This is a genomic window from Pantoea osteomyelitidis (genome assembly GCF_044342975.1).
Classification (GTDB): domain Bacteria; phylum Pseudomonadota; class Gammaproteobacteria; order Enterobacterales; family Enterobacteriaceae; genus Pantoea; species Pantoea osteomyelitidis.
Genome location: NZ_JBGFSN010000005.1, coordinates 414144 through 434784 on the forward strand (window position 1 = coordinate 414144; position 20641 = coordinate 434784).

The following is a 20641-nucleotide window of genomic DNA, read 5'->3' on the forward strand; positions in this document are numbered from 1 at the left end:
TCCCTTCGTTTTACCACAGGAGTCCCCATGTTCAGGGTGTACCATTCCAATCAGCTCGACCTGCTAAAAACCCTGGCGGCGACCATTATCGATCTCGATCCCTTAACCGATCCGTTCGCGTCTGAAGTGATGATGGTACAGAGTCCGGGCATGGCGCAGTGGTTGCAAATGGAGCTGGCGCAGAGTTTTGGCATTGCCGCCAATATTCACTTTCCGTTACCCGCCGCTTTTATCTGGGATATGTACAAATGCGTATTACCCGGCATCCCGGAAGAGAGCGCGTTTACCAAAGCCAGCATGAGCTGGAAGTTGATGAACCGACTGCCCATGCTGCTGGAGCGCGAAGAGTTTGTTTCGCTCCGACACTACCTGAGCGATGATGGTGATAAACGTAAGCTGTTTCAGCTCAGCTCACGCGTCGCCGATCTTTTCGATAACTATCTGGTTTACCGCGCCGACTGGCTGAATCGCTGGGAGCAGCGAGAAAAGATCGAAAATCTCGGAGAGGCGCAGCAGTGGCAGGCAGCGCTGTGGCGCGATCTGGTGAGCTATACCGCCGAGCTGGGGCAGCCCGCCTGGCATCGCGGCAATCTCAATACCCGCTTTATTCAGGCGCTGGAAAGCGCCAGCAGCCCCCCGGCCAACCTGCCGAAACGGGTATTTATCTGCGGCATATCGGCGTTGCCGCCGGTTTATCTGCAGGCGCTGCAGGCGTTGGGCAGGCATATCGATATCCACCTGCTGTTTACCAATCCCTGCCGTGATTACTGGGGCGATATTCAGGATTATGCTTTTCTGGCGAAGCTGCAAAGCCGTCGGCGCAGACTGCACGACTCAACGCAGGAGCGCGCGCTGTTCAGCGATCCCGATCACGCCGCCGGTCTGTTCAATGATGCCGGCGAACAGCAGTTAACCAATCCGCTGCTTGCCTCCTGGGGCAAACTCGGGCGCGACAACCTTTTCCTGCTCAGTCAGATGGATGCGTCTGACAACGACGTCGACGCCTTTGTTGACGTCGATCCCGACAATCTGCTGCAAACCATGCAGTGTGATCTGCTGAATCTGCAGGATAACGCCGTTATCGGTCTGAGCCAGGCGGAGCTGACAAACAGCGGCAGAAAGCGTCGTCTCGATCCCGACGATCGTTCGATCTCGCTTCAGGTCTGCCACAGCGCGCAACGCGAGGTAGAAGTGTTGCAGGATCATCTGCTGGCGATGATGGAGGCAGATCCTGAGCTCAGGCCGCGCGACATTATCGTCATGGTGGCGGATATCGACGCCTATTCGCCCTTTATTCAGGCGGTATTCGCTAACGCGCCGCGTGAACGCTATCTGCCGTTTGCCATCTCCGACCGGCGCGCCAGTCAGGCGCACCCGGCTATTACCGCTTTCCTGAGTCTGCTCGGCTTGCCGGACAGCCGCTTCGCCTCAGAAGAGGTGCTGGCGCTGCTTGAAGTCCCGGCGCTGGCAAAACGCTTTTCGATTGATGAAGAGGGCTTGCGCCTGTTGCGCCGCTGGGTGATGGAGTCAGGCGTACGCTGGGGTTTGGATGACGCCAGCGTGGAAGAACTGGCGCTACCGGTGACCGGCCAGCACACCTGGCGTTTTGGTTTGCAGCGTATGCTGCTGGGCTACGCCCTGGAGAGCCATAACGGCGACTGGCAGGGCATTTTGCCTTATGACGAATCGAGTGGACTCATCGGCGAGCTGGCGGGACATCTGGCGGAACTGCTGATGCAGCTGGATCAATGGCGGCAAAAACTGGCCGCGCCGCGCACCCTGGAGGCGTGGCAGCCGCTCTGTCGGGACATGATGAGCCAGTTTTTCAGCGGCGATGCCGATACCGAAGCCGCGCTGTTGTTGATTGAAGAGCAGTGGAAACAGATTATCGAGCATGGCCGCGAGGCGCGTTATGAGGAAGCGATTCCGGTCACGCTGCTGCGTGACGACCTGCGCGGACAGCTCGATCAGCAGCGCATCAGTCAGCGTTTCCTTGCCGGTCAGATTAATTTCTGTACATTAATGCCGATGCGCTCTATCCCTTTTAAGGTTGTTTGCCTGCTGGGAATGAATGATGGCGTTTATCCGCGCACCCTGCCGCCGCTGGGTTTTGATCTGATACAGCAGCAGCCGCGCAGAGGGGACCGCAGCCGACGGGATGATGACCGCTATCTGTTTCTGGAGGCGCTGGTCTCCGCTCAACTGCAGCTTTATATCAGCTATATCGGCCGCGATATCCAGGACAATACGGAACGCTATCCCTCGGTATTGGTCACAGAGCTGATGGATTATATCGCGCAGAGCTTCTGCCTGCCGGGCGACGAAAAGCTTGAGGTTGATGAGAGCGCCCGGCGGGTGCTGGCGCATATGCATCATCTCCACAGCCGGATGCCCTTTGCGCCAGAAAACTTCCACCCTGAAGCGCACTGCCGGAGCTTTGCCAGCGAATGGCTGCCGGCCGCGCTGGGCGCCGGCGAGCCGCAGCAGGATTTTGTTCAGCGGCTGCCAGCCCTGCCGCTGGAGGAGCTGACGCTGGAGCAGCTGCTGCGCTTCTGGCGTCATCCGGTGCGCGCCTGGTTTTCACAGCGTCTGGGGGTCAGCTTTCTGCTGGAAGAGAGCGAGCTGCCGGACAGCGAACCCTTTGCGCTGGAGAGCCTGGATCGTTACCAGATCAACACGCAGTTGCTGAATGCGCTGGTAACCGGAGAGGATACGGAAAAACTCTATGCCCACCATCGTGCTGCCGGAAATTTACCTTATGGCGCTTTCGGCGAGCTTTTCTGGCAGGCGCAAACCGAAGAGATGCAGGAAGTGGCGCAGGAAGTTATCGCGCAGCGCAGCGAGGGCGAAAGCCGGGAGATCCATCTGCAATCTGGCGACCTGTTGTTGACCGGTTGGCTGGCACAGGTGCAAGCTGATGGACTGTTACGCTGGCGTCCTGGCGTACTCAACATGAACGACGGACTGCTGCTGTGGCTGGAACATCTGGTTTATTGCGCGCTTGGCGGCAGCGGAAGCAGCCGCATGTACGGTCGCAAACAGAGCTGCTGGCGCTTTGCCGCGTTGCCGCAGGCCGAGGCGCTGGCGACGCTCACTCGCTTTGTGGAGGGCTACCGCGAAGGGCTGTGCCAGCCGCTGATGCTGCTGAATAAAAGCGGCGGCGCCTGGCTGGAGGCGAGCTTTGACGCCAAAAGCGGCGAGCTGCAGCTGGACGACGCCACGCAGCAGAAAGCACGCAATCGCCTGCTACAGGCGTGGCAGGGCGGTTATCAGGTAGAAGGCGAGGGTAACGATCCTTACCTGGCACGTTTGTGTCGCGTGCTTGATGAGAGGCGCATGCAGGAAATTATTGCCGCGGCGCAGACATGGTATCTCCCCATGCTGCAGGCGCATAAAAATGATGAATAGCACTCAAAAAGTGGGCGGCGGGCGGCGGCATCGCGCTTGATCGCTGACAACAGATGATGTGGTGTTTTGTGGTACTTTCGGTTGCGGTTGCACAGCATCGCAGCTTCAAGGGTAATGTAAGGGGTTTAAATGCGGATACACGCGCGCTGGGTAGCCACTATCCTGCTGAGTTTTATCACAGTCACCACCGTGGCGCGGGCAGAGGGCGGATGGCAGCCTGTTAATGAAACCATTCGTAAGAGTGATCACGATCCACGCGACTATCAGGCCATCAGGCTGGAAAACGGTATGACAGTATTGCTGGTGTCAGACAAAGCAGCCCAGAAATCGCTCGCTGCGCTTACCCTGCCAATTGGGTCGCTGGACGATCCTGACCAACAGCTTGGCCTTGCGCACTATCTGGAACATATGGTGCTGATGGGATCGAAGCGCTATCCGCAGCCCGATAATCTGGCGGAGTTTCTGAAAAAACATGGCGGCAGTCACAACGCCAGCACCGCCTCTTATCGCACCGCGTTCTACCTGGAGGTGGAAAACGCGGCGCTGGAACCGGCAGTGGATCGCCTGGCGGACGCCGTGGCGGAGCCGCTGCTCGATCCGGTCAATGCCGATCGCGAACGTCACGCTGTGAATGCTGAACTGACCATGGCGCGTTCCCGCGACGGACTGCGTATGGCGCAGGTAGGCGCTGAAACTCTGAATCCGGCCCATCCAGCCTCGCGCTTTTCCGGCGGCAACCTTGAAACCCTGCGCGACAAACCCAACAGCAAGCTGCATCAGGCGCTGGTTGATTTTTATCATGCGCACTACTCCGCTAACCTGATGAAGGCGGTGATCTACAGCAATAAACCGCTGGCGGAGATGGCCGCTATTGCCGCCCGAACCTTTGGACGCGTGGCAAACCATAACGCCACGGTGCCAGTGATCGATGTACCGGCCGTGACCGATGCGCAGAAAGGGATCATTATCCATTATGTTCCGGCCCAGCCGCGCAAACAGCTGAGGCTGGAGTTTCGCATCGATAACAACAGCGACAAGTTTCGCAGCAAAACCGACACGCTGATCAGCTATCTGCTGGGCAACCGCAGCAAAAATACCTTAGCCGACTGGCTGCAAAATCAGGGGCTGGCGGACGGCGTCAATGCCGGCGCCGATCCGATGAACGATCGCAACGGCGGCATTTTCTCTGTTTCCGTTTCGTTAACCGATAAAGGTCTGGCGCAACGTGACGAAGTGGTGGCCGCTGTTTTCAGCTACATCGCCATGATGCGCGACAAGGGGATCGACAAAGCTTACTTTGATGAAGTTTCCCATGTATTGGGGCTCGACTTCCGCTATCCCTCGCTGACGCGCGATATGGATTACATTGAGTGGCTGGCGGACACCATGCTGCGCGTGCCGGTTGAGCATACGCTGGATGCGCCTTATCTGGCGGATCGCTACGATCCAACGGCGATTCAGGCGCGTCTGGCGGCAATGACGCCGCAGAATGCCCGCATCTGGTACATCAGCCCGCAGGAGCCGCATAACAAACAGGCTTATTTTGTGAATGCGCCCTATGAGGTAGATAAAATCAGCGCGGCGCAGTTCAGCGACTGGCAGCAGCGCGCCAATGCTATCAGGCTCGCTATGCCGACGCTTAACCCCTACATTCCCGACGACTTTTCCCTGATTCCGTCCGATGGCAAAACCTATACCCATCCGGTGAAGCTGGAAAATGATTACGGGATGCGCATCTTTTGGATGCCAAGTCAGTTTTACGCCAGCGAACCGAAAGCGAACATTACGCTGGCGCTGCGTAACAAAAGCGCGATTAGCGATGCGCGTCAGCAGGTGCTGTTCGGCCTGAACGACTATCTCTCCAGCCTGGCGCTGGATGAGTTGAATTCTCAGGCCTCGGTGGGCGGCATCAGTTTCTCTTCCAGCGAAGATGACGGGCTGATGTTTAACGCCAGCGGCTTTACTCAGCGCCTGCCCGCGCTGCTGAAAAAGCTGGTGGAGGGCTACGCCACCTTTACGCCAGATGCGCAACAGCTGGAACAGGCGAAATCCTGGTATCTGGAAAAGCTGGCCGCAGCGGAAAAAGGCAAGGCGTTTGAGCAGGCGATCCAGCCGATTCAGATGTTGTCGCAGCTGCCCTATACCCAGCGCGAAGAGCGACGCAAGCTGGTAAGCGCCATTACCCTGCAGGAAGTAGTGACCTATCGCGACAATCTGTTGAAAAGCGCGACGCCGGAAATGATGGTGGTGGGCAACCTCTCCGCGCAGAGCGTGGTGCAGTTGGGCGGCGAGCTGAAGCAGCAGCTGCAAAGCGACGGTACTCATTACTGGCACAGCGACTATGTCGCCATTGAAAAACCGCTCAAAGCTAACCTGGAAAAAGGAGGCAGCAGCACCGACTCCGCGTTGGCGGCGATTTACGTGCCGCTGGGCTACAGCGAGTTTCAGAGCATGGCGCACAGTTCCATGCTCAGCCAGATCGTTCAGCCCTGGTTTTACAACCAGCTGCGTACGCAGGAGCAGTTGGGCTATGCGGTGTTTGCCTTCCAGATGCCGGTTGGCCGCCAGTGGGGAATAGGTTTCCTGTTGCAGAGCAACAGCAAGCAGCCCGCTTATCTGCTGCAGCGTTATCAGGCGTTTTATCCGGTGGCGGAAAAGCGCCTGCGTGAGATGAAAACCGACGAGTTTAACCAGTATCAACAGGCGATGATTAATGAACTGAAACAGCGTCCACAGACGCTGGATGAGGAAGCGAGTCGCTACAGCCGCGATTTTGATCGACAGAACTACGTTTTCGATACACGTCAAAAGGTGATTGCGCAGATCCAACAGCTGACGCCCGCCAGCGTGGCGGATTTCTTCCGCAAAGCGGTGATAGAGCATCAGGGCATGGCGATGACTTCGCAAATTGCCGGCGACGCTGCTGACAAGCCGGGCTATGCCAGCCAGCCAGGCTGGAAAACCTGGCAGGAAGTCGCGCTGCTTCAACGCTCCCTGCCGGTGAAGAGCGAAACGCAATGAGTCACCCGATACCTGAGCGGCTAAACCCGCTCACGTTGCCCTTACAGGGAGAACGGCTGATTGAGGCATCGGCCGGTACCGGTAAAACCTTTACTATTGGCCTGCTTTACCTGCGTTTGCTGCTGGGATTGGGCGGCGATCGGGCATACAGTCGCCCGTTGTCGGTGGAAGAGATTCTGGTGGTGACCTTTACCGAGGCCGCCACGGCTGAGCTGCGCGGTCGTATCCGTGAAAATATTCATGAGCTGCGGCTGGCCTGCGTACGCGGCAAGAGCGGCGACGCCATGCTTAATCTGCTGCTGGAGCAGATCGCCAGCCCGGCGGATGCCGCTTCGCTGTTGCTGGCCGCCGAACGGCAGATGGACGAAGCGGCCATCTTCACCATCCACGGCTTCTGTCAGCGCATGCTCAATCTCAACGCTTTTGAATCTGGCATGCTATTTGAACAGCAGCTGATTGAAGATGAACAGTTGCTGCTGAAACAGGCCGCCGCCGATTTCTGGCGACGCCACTGCTATCCGCTGACGCTGGATGTGGCGCGCGTTATCGTCGCGGAGTGGAGCGGGCCGGAACAGCTGCTTGCGACGCTGCTGCCCTGGCTACAGGGTGAGACGCCGGGGCTGAAGCTGCCGCCGGATGAAGCGGAGACGCTACAGTCCCGACATGAGCGTAACCTTGCCCGCATCGCTGAGATGAAAAACCGCTGGCGCGCGGTAGCGAATGAGGTTGAGGGGATGATCGCCAGCTCGGGCGTCGACAAGCGCAGCTACAGCAGCAAATACCTGCCGCTCTGGGTCAGTAAAGTCAGCGAATGGGCGCAGAGCGAAACCCGGGATTATGAATGCCCGAAAGAGCTGGAGCGCTTTACGCAGCGCGTGCTGGATGAGAAAACCAAAAAAGGCGAGGCGCCGCGTCACGCGCTGTTCAGCGCCGTAGAAAATTTTCTTGCTGAGGCGCTCTCGGTCCGTGATGTGGTGATTGCCCGCGCTCTGGTGGATGTGCGTCAGACGGTGCGTAAAGAGAAACGTCTGCGCGCGCTGCTCGGCTTTGACGACCTGTTAAGTCGGCTGGATGAGGCGTTACAGCAGCCCGGCGGCGAACTGCTGGCCAGCACCATTCGCAGCCGTTTTCCCGTGGCGCTGATCGATGAGTTTCAGGATACCGATCCGCTGCAATACCGCATTTTCCGCACCCTTTACGGCAGTCAGCCGGAACATGCGCTGTTGCTGATCGGCGATCCCAAGCAGGCGATCTACGCTTTTCGCGGCGCGGACATCTTCACCTATATTCGCGCGCGTAATGAAGTGAGCGCACACTACACGCTTGATACCAACTGGCGCTCCTCTCCGGCGATGGTGAAAAGCGTTAACCAGCTTTTTTCCCGCCTCGACTCGCCGTTTCTGTTTGCCGAAATTCCATTTTTGCCGGTTAATCCCGCGCCGCCAAATCAGGCGCTGCGCCTGGATTTTCATCAGGTGCCACAGTCCGCGCTGCGTTTTTGGCTGCAGCCGGGCGAAGGCGTGAGCGTAAGCGATTACCAACAATATATGGCGCAGCAGTGCGCGGCCGATATCAGCCGCTGGCTGCAGGCGGGCCAGCAGGGCAAGGCGCTGCTGGGTAAAGGTGAGGATCTGCGTCCGGTCGCGGCCTCGGACATTACCGTGCTGGTGCGCAGCCGCAACGAGGCGGGCATTATCCGCGATGCCCTGAATGCGCTCTCTATTCCGTCGGTCTATCTGTCGAATCGCGACAGCGTGTACACCACGCCAGAAGCGCGTGAGCTGCTCTGGCTGCTGCGGGCGGTGCTGGCGCCGGAGCAGGAGCGCCTGCTGCGCAGCGCGCTGGCCACCTCGATTTTCGGCATTGATGCCGCTGCGCTGGACGCCATGGGGCAGGATGCGCGCGCGTGGGATACGCTGGTGGAGACCTTTGCCGGCTGGCAGCGGCTCTGGCACCAACGCGGCGTGCTGCCGATGCTGCGCGATATGATGATGAAGCGGCAGCTGGCGGAGAACCTGCTCGCATCGGAAAACGGCGAGCGACGGCTGACTGACCTGATGCACCTGGGTGAGCTGCTGCAGGAAGCTTCGGCGCAGCTCGACAGTCCGCACGCGCTGGTGCGCTTCCTCGCTCAGCAAATTGCGCGCCCCAACAGCCAGGCGGCAAACCAGCAGCTACGCCTGGAGAGCGATCGCCATCTGGTGCAGATCGTCACCATCCATAAATCGAAAGGCTTACAGTATCCGCTGGTCTGGCTGCCTTTTGCCGCCGGTTTCCGCGAGGCCACCACCGCGCTTTATCACGATCGCGAAAGCTTTGCGGCGGTGCTTGATTTACATGGCGATGAGCAGAGCCTGGCGTTGGCGGAGCAAGAGCGGCTGGCGGAAGATTTGCGTCTGCTCTATGTGGCGCTGACCCGTTCGGTTTATCACTGCAGCGTGGGCGTAGCGCCGCTGATTAAGGGCACGCGCAAAAAAGAGGGCGACAGCGATCTGCATAAAAGCGCCCTCGGTTTTCTGCTGCAACGCGGGGAACCTGCCAGCGCCGCACGTCTGGCGGAGCAGTTGCGCGAACTGGCGGTTGATGGCATAGAGCTGATAAGTGAGTCCTTACCTGAAGCCGCAAGCTGGCAGGATGCGACGCCCGTCGATGAGAATCTGGAAAGTCGTTGCGTGTCGCGCAACCTCACTGACGACTGGCGCGTCACCAGCTACTCCGGGCTGCAGCAGCATGGCGGCAGTAAATTGTTGGATGTCATGCCAGGCTTCGATATTGATGCCGCTGGCGAGCACGATCATGAGCTGGAAACGGCGCTGACGCCGCATCATTTCCCGCGCGGCGCCGCACCCGGCACCTTCCTGCACAATCTGTTCGAATCGTTCGATTTTACCCGACCGCCTGAGGCCGCCTGGCTGGAGGCGCAGCTGTTGCAGAGCGGCTATGGCGCAGAGTGGCTGCCGGTACTGGATAGCTGGATTGCGCGTGTTATCCAGACACCACTGAATGAGCAGGGGATCCGGCTGGAGGAACTGACCAGCCAGCATCGGCTGGTGGAGATGGAATTTTATCTACCCATTAACGCACGCCTGAGCGCACCGACGCTGGACGCACTGCTGCGCCAGCACGACCAACTTTCCGCGCGCGCGCCAGCCCTCGACTTTCAACAGGTACAGGGGATGCTGAAAGGCTTTATCGATCTGGTATTCCGCTGGCAAGGTAAATACTATCTGTTGGATTACAAGTCCAACTGGCTCGGGGAGAGTCATGAGGCTTACACGCCGCAGGCGATGGAGCAGGCGATGATTGACCATCGCTACGATTTGCAATATCAGCTTTACAGCCTGGCGCTGCACCGTTATCTCGGACACCGGCTGGCTGATTATGATTATGAACGCCACTTCGGCGGCGTGTTCTATCTTTTCCTGCGCGGGATGGATGGCAGCTCACCGGCGAACGGTGTTTTCACCACGCGGCCATCCGCCACCTTTATCAACCAGCTGGATCAGCTTTTTCGCGGAACCGGGGAGTTTTCATGATGGAGTTCAACGCGTTACTGATGCAGGCGGTGGAGAAGCGTCTGCTGCGCCCGCTGGATATTCAGTTTGCCCGACTGCTGGCGGATGAGAGCCAACCGGCGCGGCTGCTGGCTGCGGCCTGCGTCAGTGCCGAAGCGGGGGAAGGGCATGTTTGTCTGCCGCTGGAGCATCTTACTGTTGATGGCCTGTTCGCCGGACGACATCCGGCGCTGGCCGCGGCGTTATGGCAGGCGGCGGGCGCGCCGCAGGATTGGCAAACGCACCTGCAACAGTGGAACGCGGTAAGCGACGGCAAACTGGCTACGCCGCTGGTGCTGTGCAATCAGCGTCTTTATCTGCATCGTCTCTGGCACAGCGAAGGGCGGGTCGCGCAATTTTTTGCCGCGCAGGAGAGCGCGCACGCCTTTGACATTAACGCCGTGCGTTCGGTGCTCGACACCCTGTTTGGCGAACAGCCGGAAGACTGGCAGAAAATCGCCGCGGCGGTGGCGATGACACGCAAAACCACGGTGATCTCCGGCGGGCCGGGCACCGGCAAAACCACTACCGTCGCTAAACTGCTGGCGGCGATGATCCGCCTGAGCCAGGGCGCGCTGCGCATTCAGCTCGCTGCGCCTACCGGCAAAGCCGCTGCGCGTCTCACCGAGTCGCTGGGCAAAGCATTGCAGGCGCTGCCGGTAAATGAGGAAGAACGTCGGCGTTTTCCTGCCGAAGCCACCACGTTGCACCGCCTGCTGGGCGCGCAGCACGATACCCAGCGTCTGCGCTATCATGCCGCGAACCGGCTGCATCTTGATGTGCTGGTGGTGGACGAAGCCTCGATGGTGGATTTGCCGATGATGGCTAACCTGATCGCCGCACTGCCGCCTCATGCGCGCGTCATTTTTCTGGGCGATCACGAACAGCTTGCCTCGGTGGAAGCTGGCGCGGTGCTGGGCGATATCTGCCGCTGCGCCGAAACCGGCTATAGCGCGCTGCGCGCCTCTCAGCTGGTGGATTTAACCGGTTGTCCGCTGGATGGCCTGGACGACGCGCTGGCGCCGCCGGTGCGCGACAGTATCTGCCTGCTACGCAAAAGCTATCGCTTCGATGCCAAATCGGGCATTGGTCAGCTGGCGAAAGCGGTCAACCTCGGCGATATGCAGAGTGTGGAAAAGGTCTTTGCCGCGCCTTATGAGGATATCCGTCGTCAGCCGTTACATAATGGCGAAGCTTATCAGGCGATGTTGGAGGAGATAGCGGAGGGCTACCGGGATTTCATCGGCCTGGTGCGTCGCCAGGCGAAGCCCGCAGAGATTATTGCCGCTTTCAGCGGCTTTCAGCTGCTCTGTGCGCTGCGCGAAGGGCCGTTTGGCGTGCACGGGCTTAACCAGCGCATTGAACAGTTGCTGGTGCAGCAGCGCCAGATCCGGCGTCCGCCGGGCGGCAGCCGTTGGTATGTAGGACGTCCGGTAATGATTGCCCGCAACGACAGCGCGCTTGGCCTGTTCAATGGCGATATTGGCATTACGCTGCTGGATGACGAAGGGGCGATGAGGGTTTACTTCCCGCTGCCTGACGGGAGCATCAAGCCGGTGCAGCCAAGCCGCCTGCCGCCACATGACACCGCCTGGGCGATGACGGTGCATAAATCGCAGGGTTCGGAGTTCGACCATACCGCGCTAGTGATGCCGGGGCAGTTTGTGCCGGTTCTGACGCGTGAGCTGGTTTACACGGCGATTACGCGCGCACGCAAACGCCTGACGCTCTACAGCGATGACGAGGTGTTTCGCCGGGCGGTGGAATTACGCACCCGTCGACGCAGCGGTCTGGTTGACCGGCTGGTAATGGCATAACGCACATGGCGGGAAAATTTTCGCCCTGATGTTTGCTGGCTACGCCAGATCGGCCATCAGCACCTTGGAACGGCGCTGATAGTTGTACATCTTCTTTTTGCTCTCCGGCAGCGACTCGATATCCACCGGCGTAAAGCCGCGCTCCTGGAACCAGTGAATGCTGCGCGTCGTCAGCACAAACAGCTTTTTCAGTCCCATCTGACGTGCCTGCAACGCCACGCGATCCAGCAGCAATTCGCCACGGGAGGAGCTGCGGTAGTCGGGATGCACCGCCACGCACGCCATCTCGCCAATCTGCTCATCCGGGAACGGGTAGAGCGCCGCGCAGGCGATGGTGAGATTATCGCGTTGGATAATGGTGAATTTATCGATCTCCATCTCCAGCTGCTCGCGCGAGCGGCGTACCAGAATACCTTGCTGCTCCAGCGGACGAATCAGCTCCAGAATGCCGCCAATATCGTTGATGGTCGCGCGCCGGATCTGCTCGGCGGATTCCATCACGATCTGCGTACCTATGCCGTCACGAGAGAAAAGCTCCTGCAACAGCGCGCCATCTTCCTGATAGCTGATGAGATGGCTGCGACGCACGCCGCTGCGGCAGGCTTTGACCGCGCCGCGCAGGAAGCGCACCGTGCCGGAAAGAAAATCGCCTTCGCTCTCCATTTCTTCAATACGCGCCTGCGCATCGTTGGGAAAAAGTTCAGAAAGAATGTTGCCTTCGCGGTTGGTCACGCCCTGCTCGGAGCAGAAGCCGATCATCTTTTCCGCCTTTAGTTTGATGGCGAGCTGCGTGGCGACTTCTTCAGAGGTCAGGTTAAAACTCTCGCCGGTGACCGATACCGCCACCGGGCCGAGCAGCACAATGGCATCGTTATCCAACTGACGATGGATCGCCTCTTCATCGATACGGCGAATGCGCCCGCTGTGACAGTAATCGACGCCGTCATCAACGCCCAGCGGCTGCGAAATAATAAAGTTGCCGCTGACCACGTTGATATGCGCGCCCTGCAACGGCGTGTTATTCAGGCTCATTGAGAGGCGCGCCGTAATATCAAGCTGTAGGCGACCCGCTGCCTGCTTCACCAGCTCCAGCGCCTGCGCATCGGTGACGCGCGTATGCTTGTGATAAATCGGCTCCAGCTGATGCTCTGCCAGGTTGGCATCAATCTGCGGCCGCGCGCCATACACCACTACCAGACGAATGCCGAGACTGTGCAGTAAGCCGATATCATTCACGATGCTGGAGAAGTTCTCATGCTCAATGGCTTCGCCGCCAAGCATGATGACAAAGGTTTTGCCCCGGTGGGCATTGATATAGGGAACGGTATGGCGAAAACCCTGAACCAGTTCGGTACTGCGCTCCTTCACGGCAAACCCTCAGTGAATGATTATTCGAAATTTATGTATTTTTATGCTTTTATTCGCGCTTTTGCAAGCGTCAATCCTGACGTAAATTTACGATTTTTAAGATGATAAAGCGGCTAACAGCCTGCATTATCTGGCTTTTCCGGGATGACAGAAATCCATGGAATGCGTAAAGTTTCCGTCACCTTTTTTTCATCTGGCGTTTTTTTAGACATAACACAGCAGTTGGAGCGGCATGTCCGAAGCAAACTCTTTTTTATCACGACGACGATTATTACAGGGCGCAGGCACCTTATGGTTACTGAGCGTAAGCCGGGTGGGGCTTGCAGCCAGCAGCCACATCGTGGCGGTGCGTATCTGGCCTTCTTCCACCTATTCACGCGTTACGCTGGAGTCCAGTGCGCCGCTCAAATATAAGCAGTTCGCGCTCAGCCATCCCGAGCGGGTGGTGATTGATATCGAAAATCTGCATCTGAATCATGTGCTGAAAGGGGTCGGCAATCTGGTGCGTGATGACGATCCTTATATCAAAAATGCGCGCGTCGGCCAGTTTGATGCCAACACCGTGCGCGTGGTGCTTGAACTGAAGCGCAACGTCTCGCCACGCACCTTCACCCTGGCGCCGGTCGCCGGTATTAAAAACCGTCTGGTGATCGATCTCTATCCCAGCCAGGACCACACGAAAGACGATCCGCTGCTGGCGCTGTTGAAAGATTACAATCAGGGCGAGCTGGAGCGATCGCAGCCCGAGCAGGCGCCGCTGCCGGGCAAAGCCGGACGCGATCGTCCGATTATCATCATGATCGATCCCGGCCATGGCGGTGAAGATCCGGGAGCGCATGGCAAGTTCAACACGCGCGAAAAAGATATCGTGTTAAAAATTGGGCGACGTCTGAAGGCGCTGATTGAGAAAGAGCCGAATATGAAGGCGTATATGACGCGTAACGAGGATGTGTTTATTCCGCTGCGGGTGAGAGTGGCGAAGGCACGCAAGCAGCGCGCCGATCTTTTCGTTTCCATCCATGCCGATGCCTTTACCAGCCGGGCGGCGCGCGGTTCCTCCGTGTTTGCCCTGTCAACCAAAGGGGCGACCTCGGCGGCGGCGCGCTTTCTTGCCCGCACGCAGAACGAAGCGGATCTGATTGGCGGCGTCAGCATGAGCGGCGATCCTTACCTCGACCATACCATGTTCGATATGGTGCAGCGTCAGACGATTCACGACAGTCTGAAGTTTGGCAAAGAGGTACTGAGCCATATGGGCAAGATTAACCATCTGCACAAGCGTAGCGTGGATCAGGCGGGATTCGCGGTGCTGAAGGCGCCTGATATTCCGTCGATTCTGGTGGAAACGGCGTTTATCAGTAACGTGGCGGAAGAGCGTAAGTTGCGCACCGCGCGCTATCAGCAGCAGGTGGCGGAAGCGATTTTTAGCGGGATTAAGGCCTATTTTGCCAGGGGGGCGGTGTTGGCGCATCGCTGAAGAGCGCGGCAGGGAGGCCGCGTGTTTTTGCCGGGGCGCAAAAACAAAAAAACACCCGAAGGTGTTTAATATTGGTTGCGGGGGCCGGATTTGAACCGACGACCTTCGGGTTATGAGCCCGACGAGCTACCAGGCTGCTCCACCCCGCGTCCGTCTTGTCACTCTGCGTGACGCTTCACATTGTCTCTCCCTGAGGAGAATTGGTTGCGGGGGCCGGATTTGAACCGACGACCTTCGGGTTATGAGCCCGACGAGCTACCAGGCTGCTCCACCCCGCGTCCGTCTTGTCACTCTGCGTGACATTTCACATTGTTTCTCCCTGAGGAGATTGGTTGCGGGGGCCGGATTTGAACCGACGACCTTCGGGTTATGAGCCCGACGAGCTACCAGGCTGCTCCACCCCGCGTCCGTGGAAGCGCACTATACTCTCCGTGTGTTTTGATGCAACCCTTTTTGAAATAAAATCGCAATTTATCTGTTGCTTGGCGGGTTATTTCGCTGTCTGACTATTTATTGCACAGATGTGGCCGGAGTCAGGCTGGATGGATTTTATTCTCTCTGTGCCTTTGCTATCTTCGCTCTGCGAACACTGATTAAAAAGAGAAGGTAATGAAAGGATCCTGGGCGAAGTATGCACTTACTGGCGCGTTTCTGGCGCTGCTTGCGGGCTGTACCTCAAAACCGACTGACCGCGGTCAACAATATAAAGATGGCAAACTGGAACAGCCGCTGGCGCTGGTGAATCAACCCAATGCCAAAGGGCGTCCGGTAAACGGCGCAGACTTTGGCAACCAGGTGCGCCAGATCCAGTCTGCCTCCTCCGGGCTGTTTAGCCGCTACAACGGCACCTTCAGCGCGGTAGAGAACTGGCTGATGTCGGGCGGCGATACGCGTCAGCTGCGCCAGTTTGGCCTCAACGCCTGGCAGATGGAAGGCACCGACAACTACGGCAATGTACAGTTCACCGGCTACTATACGCCGGTGGTGGAAGCGCGCTATACACGTCAGGGCGAGTTCCAGTACCCGATTTACCGTATGCCGCCGCGTAAACGCGGGCAGAAACTGCCGAGCCGTTCGGCAATTTACAGCGGCGCGCTGGATGAGCGTTACGTGGTGGCCTGGAGCAATTCGTTAATCGATAACTTTATGATGGATGTGCAGGGCAGCGGCTATGTCGACTATGGCGACGGGCGTCCGCTGACCTTCTTCGGCTACGGCGGCAAAAACGGCTGGAGCTATCACAGCATCGGTAAAGAGCTGATCGATCGCGGCGAAGTGAAGCGTGAAGATATGTCGATGCAGGCGATTCGCCAGTGGGCGGCCGAGCACTCGCCGCAAGAGGTGCGTGCGCTGCTGGAGACCAACCAATCTTTCGTCTTCTTTAAGCCAGAGGATTTTGCGCCGGTGCGCGGCGCCAGCGCCGTACCGCTGGTGGCGAAAGCCTCGGTGGCTTCCGACCGCTCGCTGATCCCGCCCGGCACCGTGCTGCTGGCGGAAGTGCCGCAATTGAACGAGAAGGGCAAGTTTGACGGCCGATATGAGATGCGCCTGATGGTGGCGTTGGACGTGGGCGGCGCGATTAAAGGTCAGCACTTCGATATCTATCAGGGCATCGGCCCGGATGCCGCCCATTTAGCAGGATTCTATAATCACTATGGTCGCGTCTGGGTACTGAAAGCGGCGCCGGGCACGGGACAGCCGCTGTTCAGCAATCCGCAAAGCGGTAATAATGAGCTGCTGAGTTCCAACTGATCTTCTTCTGCGGGCCATCAGCCCGCACGGCTTTATAAGGTTTACTATGACTGTGGTAACTGACGCCTGGCGGCAGCGCTTTGGCGGCACGGCGCGCCTCTACGGGCAGGACGCGCTGCAACGTTTTGCAGAGGCCCATTTCTGCGTTATTGGTATTGGCGGCGTCGGCTCCTGGGCGGCGGAAGCGCTGGCGCGCACCGGCATCGGCACCATTACGCTGATCGATATGGACGATGTCTGTATTACCAATACCAACCGGCAGATCCACGCGCTGCGCGACAACGTCGGCAAAGCGAAAACCGAGGTGATGGCGGATCGCATCCGTGAGATTAACCCGGAGTGTAAGGTGATCTGCGTGGATGATTTTATCACGCCGGATAACACCGCTGAGCTGCTGGCGGCGAAGTTCGACTATGTGATCGATGCGATTGACAGCGTGCGGCCTAAAGCGGCGCTGATCGCCTGGTGCCGACGCAACAAGATCCCGCTGATCACTACCGGCGGGGCAGGCGGCCAGATCGATCCCACGCAGATCCAGGTAACGGATCTGGCAAAAACTATTCAGGATCCACTGGCGGCCAAACTGCGTGAACGTCTGAAACAGCAGTTCGGCGTGGTGAAAAACAGCAAGGGCAAGCTGGGCATCGACTGCGTTTTCTCTACCGAAGCGTTGGTCTATCCGCAGCCGGACGGCAGCGTCTGCGCGTCACGCAGCACGGCGGAAGGGCCGAAGCGTATGGATTGCGCCTCCGGATTCGGCGCCGCCACTATGGTGACCGCCACCTTCGGCTTTGTGGCGGTCTCGCACGCATTGAAAAAGTTCCTCGCCAAAGCGGTGCGCCAGCAGGCGTAACGCACTTAGCGCAGGGCGTCGCTGGCGGCGCGCTGTACCGCATCGGCCAGCGCCTGCAGCCCGCTGCTGCGTGAGGCGCTGAGCTGGGCGCGTAATCCCAGATCGTCAAAAATTTGCAGCGGATCCCCCGTCAGCAACGCCTGCGGTGTTTTACCCTCTACCGCCGCCAGCAGCACTGCCAGCAGGCCGCGCACAATGCGGCCTTCGCTGTCGCCGTAAAAGTGCAGCGTGCCGTTTGGCAAACGCTGGCTGCTTAGCCAGACGCGATTCTCACAGCCGCTCAGCTCAATTTCCGGCGTTTTTAACGTTTCCGGCAGCACAGGCAGCTGGCGGCTGAGCTGAATCAGCTGGCGATAACGATCTTCCCACTGATGAAAGCTGGCGAATTTTTCTTTAAGGCTTGCTTCGGTGATCAGATCCCCAAAGGGATGGGGTGCTAATGGAGTTGTACTCATGGCAATCACTCTGTCAGTAAGCGGATAGCGCTCTGCATGGCGCGCACCAGCGCGTCCACGTCCTGCAAATTATTATAGGGTGCGAACGAGACGCGCAGCGTGCCGCTGACGCCCAGCGCCGCCATCAGCGGCTGCGCGCAGTGCTGACCGGCGCGCAGGGCGATGCCATGCTCGGCCAGCAGCGTGACGATGTCGCTGTGGTGAATTCCTGCGATATCAAACGACAGCAGGCTGGATGCGCCACAGCGAAAGCTGCGGAACCCCTCCAGCTCCGCCAGCTGCTCTTCGGCGAGGCTGGCCAGCTGCTGGCTCCAGCGCTCCGCCTTCTGCCGATCGTGTTGGCCCAGCCAGGTCAGCGCCGCGCTAAGCCCTACCACGCCCGCCACGTTTGGCGTACCGGCTTCAAAACGCCAGGGCACCGGCTGCGGCGTAAAGCCGTTGAAATCCACCTGTGTCAGCATCTTGCCTCCGCCTTGCCAGGGTGCCATCGCTTCCAGCAGTTCCGCTTTGCCATACAGCACCCCAATACCCATCGGGCCGTAAAGCTTATGGCCGGAAAAGGCGTAAAAATCGATATCGGCTGCCTGCACGTCAGGCGGGCAGTGCACCACGCCCTGCGCGCCATCCACCATCACTTTAGCGCCCACGTCGTGCGCCAGGCGGATGGCAGTAGCGAGATCGGGCATGCCGCCGGTGACGTTGGACATCTGGCCAATCGCCAGCAGGCGTGTCCGGCTGTTCAGCAGCGCGGGCAGTTGCGCGATATCCGGCAAACGATCGGCGCCAATCGGCCATTTCACCACTTTGGCTCCTTTCGTCTGCGCCACCATCAGCCAGGGAACCAGATTGGCGTGGTGCTCAGCTTCACTGACCACAATCTCATCTCCCGCCTGCAGACGCGGCGCCAGCCAGCTGTTCGCCACCAGATTAATCGCTTCGGTGGTGCCGCGCGTCCAGACGATCTGCCGGTCGTCGGCAGCATTGAGCCAGCGCGCAACCTGGACGCGCGCCTGCTCATAGCGTTCGGTTAACTGACGTGCGGCGGCAAACTGGCTGCGGTGAACGGTTCCGGCGCTCAGGCTATAGAACTGTTCACTGGCCTCAATAACGGCCTGCGGCTTCAGGGCGGTGGCGGCGCTATCGAGATAGACGCCGGCATCGGCAAGGGCAGGAAACTGCTGACGAAAGGCGGAAGGATTGAATGCACTCATGCTCGGCTCGCGGTTATAAAAAATCAGGACCATGCTGAAAGCGGGCTGGTCGCCTGGCAAAGCTGAAAAAGCGCGTTATGCTAATTATTGCAAGGTTTGAACCGCTCCCCGCAAAGCTACGCGACTGATACCAGTCGATTTTTCTTCCCAGCTGCCTCTGGTCAGCGTAACGCGGGTGGTTTAATGCAACTTAATCTGCAAGGAGATAGAAGATGAAAAAACTCGCCGCAGTGCTGGCCGTTTGTACCATGGCCTTTACCTTAGCTGCCTGTTCAAGCAACTATGTAATGCATACCAACGACGGCCGCACCATTGTTGCCGATGGCAAGCCAACGGTAGACGATGATACCGGTATGATCAGCTATAAAGACGCCAATGGCAACCAGCAGCAGATCAACCGCTCTGACGTCAAAGAGATGGTAGAGATGGATCAGTAATTAGCTAAAAAAAAGCACCGCAATTGCGGTGCTATTTAAAAATCACTATGGACAGACAGGTATTTCTACAGGAAATAAAAATGAGATCTGAAAACGTCAGATCAAATGCAAACACAACATCACGACCACAAGCCAAAAGCGCTTCAGAAAACAGCGAAGTCTCGCTCAAATCCCAAATAACTTTTCGTTCCGGCTCTGGAAGTGCGGCAACTATAGGTATTTGCTGGAGCTTCCTCAACGGAAAATTTATAATGCATCGGATAAAAAAAACTAATACGTTAAGGCTTTATATAAGCTGACGTATTTTTACCACTGTCCGGATCACGGGAACCATGTCAAAGCGCCTTCCTCCTCTCAACGCCCTGCGGGTTTTTGATGCCGCTGCGCGCCATTTAAGCTTCACCAAAGCCGCTGAAGAGCTGTTTGTTACCCAGGCAGCTGTGAGCCATCAAATTAAATCTCTGGAAGATTTTCTGGGGTTAAAGCTGTTTCGGCGGAGGAATCGTTCGCTTTTGCTCACCGAAGAGGGTCAAAGCTACTATCTCGATATCAAGGAAATTTTCTCCGCGCTGAACGAAGCCACGCGCAAACTTCAGGCGCGCAGCGCCAAGGGCGCATTAACGGTGAGTCTGCTGCCCAGCTTTGCCATTCAGTGGCTGGTGCCACGGCTTTCCAGCTTTAATCTGGCTTATCCGGGAATCGATGTGCGTATCCAGGCGGTGGATCGCGACGAAGAGAAACTGGCGGACGATGTCGACGTGGCGATTTTTTACGGTCGCGGCAACTGGCCAGGTCTGCGCGTGGAAAAACTCTACGCTGAATATCTGCTGCCGGTTTGTTCGCCCGCGCTGCTTACCGGCGATCATCCGTTAAAAACCCCTGCCGATCTGGCGAAGTGCACGTTGCTGCATGATGCTTCCCGCCGTGACTGGCAATCCTATATCCGTCAGCTAGGCTTGCAGCACATTAACGTGCAGCAGGGACCGATTTTCAGCCACAGCGCGATGGTGCTCCAGGCGGCGATTCATGGTCAGGGCGTTGCGCTCGCCAACAATGTGATGGCACAAAGCGAGATTGAAGCGGGCCGTTTGGTCTGCCCGTTCAACGATGTGTTAGTGAGTAAAAATGCTTTTTATCTGGTTTGTCATGACAGCCAGGCAGAACTGGGTAAAATAGCCGCCTTCCGACAGTGGATCCTGGCGAAAGCCGCAAGCGAACAAGAAAAATTCCGCTTTCGTTACGATCAATAAGTTATTGATCTCTGCGCAGTGACGCGCAGATGCACTTT

The 20641-nt window shown here is 58.1% G+C and carries 12 protein-coding genes and 3 tRNA genes; 9 read left to right on the forward strand and 6 right to left on the reverse strand.

Annotated features, from left to right (window positions below):
• Positions 1 to 27 precede the first annotated feature (27 nt).
• The 4 genes from recC to recD all read left to right on the forward strand — a co-directional run bounded on the left by recC (position 28) and on the right by recD (position 11800).
• Complete coding sequence (gene recC / locus ABU178_RS15580) at positions 28 to 3408, forward strand: exodeoxyribonuclease V subunit gamma (protein ID WP_397216515.1); 3381 nt, start codon at positions 28 to 30, stop codon at positions 3406 to 3408.
• A gap of 129 nt (positions 3409 to 3537) precedes the next feature.
• Positions 3538 to 6429 (forward strand): pitrilysin, encoded by a 2892-nt coding sequence (gene ptrA / locus ABU178_RS15585; RefSeq protein WP_397216517.1) that lies wholly within the window; start codon positions 3538 to 3540, stop codon positions 6427 to 6429.
• Positions 6426 to 9965: an exodeoxyribonuclease V subunit beta gene (gene recB / locus ABU178_RS15590; RefSeq protein WP_397216518.1), complete on the forward strand. Its 3540-nt coding sequence runs from the start codon at positions 6426 to 6428 to the stop codon at positions 9963 to 9965. The genes ptrA and recB overlap by 4 nt, the downstream gene beginning before the upstream one ends.
• Entirely contained in the window at positions 9962 to 11800 is a 1839-nt protein-coding gene (gene recD, locus ABU178_RS15595) for an exodeoxyribonuclease V subunit alpha (protein ID WP_397216520.1), read from the forward strand. Before recB ends, recD begins: the two co-directional genes overlap by 4 nt.
• Positions 11801 to 11839: 39 nt before the next feature.
• Here recD and argA read toward each other — a convergent pair whose 3' ends face one another.
• Entirely contained in the window at positions 11840 to 13168 is a 1329-nt protein-coding gene (gene argA, locus ABU178_RS15600; protein ID WP_397216522.1) for an amino-acid N-acetyltransferase, read from the reverse strand.
• Between the two features lie 232 nt (positions 13169 to 13400).
• On the opposite strand from argA, the gene amiC reads away from it, so the two are divergent.
• Positions 13401 to 14645, forward strand: coding sequence for an N-acetylmuramoyl-L-alanine amidase AmiC (gene amiC / locus ABU178_RS15605; protein ID WP_397216523.1), 1245 nt, complete (start codon positions 13401 to 13403; stop codon positions 14643 to 14645).
• Between the two features lie 72 nt (positions 14646 to 14717).
• Here amiC and ABU178_RS15610 read toward each other — a convergent pair.
• The 3 genes from ABU178_RS15610 to ABU178_RS15620 all read right to left on the reverse strand — a co-directional run bounded on the left by ABU178_RS15610 (position 14718) and on the right by ABU178_RS15620 (position 15051).
• A tRNA-Met gene (locus ABU178_RS15610) sits at positions 14718 to 14794 on the reverse strand.
• A gap of 52 nt (positions 14795 to 14846) precedes the next feature.
• A tRNA-Met gene (locus ABU178_RS15615) sits at positions 14847 to 14923 on the reverse strand.
• Positions 14924 to 14974: 51 nt separating this feature from the next.
• Positions 14975 to 15051 (reverse strand) — tRNA-Met (locus ABU178_RS15620).
• 203 nt (positions 15052 to 15254) lie between these two features.
• Here ABU178_RS15620 and mltA point away from each other — a divergent pair.
• The gene (gene mltA / locus ABU178_RS15625; protein WP_397216525.1) at positions 15255 to 16397 is read left to right on the forward strand and encodes a murein transglycosylase A; all 1143 of its coding nucleotides are present in this window, start codon (positions 15255 to 15257) and stop codon (positions 16395 to 16397) included.
• Between the two features lie 46 nt (positions 16398 to 16443).
• On the forward strand, positions 16444 to 17250 hold the full coding sequence (tcdA, locus tag ABU178_RS15630; RefSeq protein WP_397216527.1) for a tRNA cyclic N6-threonylcarbamoyladenosine(37) synthase TcdA: 807 nt from the start codon (positions 16444 to 16446) through the stop codon (positions 17248 to 17250).
• Positions 17251 to 17255: 5 nt separating this feature from the next.
• On the opposite strand, the gene csdE is transcribed toward tcdA, so the two are convergent.
• Together csdE and csdA are read right to left on the reverse strand one after the other, a co-directional pair.
• Complete coding sequence (gene csdE / locus ABU178_RS15635; RefSeq protein ID WP_397216529.1) at positions 17256 to 17705, reverse strand: cysteine desulfurase sulfur acceptor subunit CsdE; 450 nt, start codon at positions 17703 to 17705, stop codon at positions 17256 to 17258.
• 5 nt (positions 17706 to 17710) lie between these two features.
• Positions 17711 to 18916, reverse strand: a complete 1206-nt coding sequence (gene csdA / locus ABU178_RS15640; protein WP_397216531.1) for a cysteine desulfurase CsdA — start codon at positions 18914 to 18916, stop codon at positions 17711 to 17713.
• Positions 18917 to 19128: 212 nt separating this feature from the next.
• Here csdA and ABU178_RS15645 point away from each other — a divergent pair, with 212 nt between their 5' ends.
• Complete coding sequence (locus ABU178_RS15645; protein ID WP_397216532.1) at positions 19129 to 19353, forward strand: YgdI/YgdR family lipoprotein; 225 nt, start codon at positions 19129 to 19131, stop codon at positions 19351 to 19353.
• Between the two features lie 332 nt (positions 19354 to 19685).
• The gene (gcvA, locus tag ABU178_RS15650) at positions 19686 to 20603 is read left to right on the forward strand and encodes a glycine cleavage system transcriptional regulator GcvA (protein WP_397216534.1); all 918 of its coding nucleotides are present in this window, start codon (positions 19686 to 19688) and stop codon (positions 20601 to 20603) included.
• Positions 20604 to 20641 lie beyond the last annotated feature (38 nt).

Coding starts and splice junctions, on each gene's coding strand:
- ptrA (WP_397216517.1), top strand. CDS start 3,538: ATGCGGATACACGCGCGCTGGGTAGCCACTATCCTGCTGAGTTTTATC.
- tcdA (WP_397216527.1), top strand. CDS start 16,444: ATGACTGTGGTAACTGACGCCTGGCGGCAGCGCTTTGGCGGCACGGCG.
- amiC (WP_397216523.1), top strand. CDS start 13,401: ATGTCCGAAGCAAACTCTTTTTTATCACGACGACGATTATTACAGGGC.
- gcvA (WP_397216534.1), top strand. CDS start 19,686: ATGTCAAAGCGCCTTCCTCCTCTCAACGCCCTGCGGGTTTTTGATGCC.
- recB (WP_397216518.1), top strand. CDS start 6,426: ATGAGTCACCCGATACCTGAGCGGCTAAACCCGCTCACGTTGCCCTTA.
- mltA (WP_397216525.1), top strand. CDS start 15,255: ATGAAAGGATCCTGGGCGAAGTATGCACTTACTGGCGCGTTTCTGGCG.
- recC (WP_397216515.1), top strand. CDS start 28: ATGTTCAGGGTGTACCATTCCAATCAGCTCGACCTGCTAAAAACCCTG.
- csdA (WP_397216531.1), bottom strand. CDS start 18,916: ATGAGTGCATTCAATCCTTCCGCCTTTCGTCAGCAGTTTCCTGCCCTT.
- recD (WP_397216520.1), top strand. CDS start 9,962: ATGATGGAGTTCAACGCGTTACTGATGCAGGCGGTGGAGAAGCGTCTG.
- ABU178_RS15645 (WP_397216532.1), top strand. CDS start 19,129: ATGAAAAAACTCGCCGCAGTGCTGGCCGTTTGTACCATGGCCTTTACC.
- csdE (WP_397216529.1), bottom strand. CDS start 17,705: ATGAGTACAACTCCATTAGCACCCCATCCCTTTGGGGATCTGATCACC.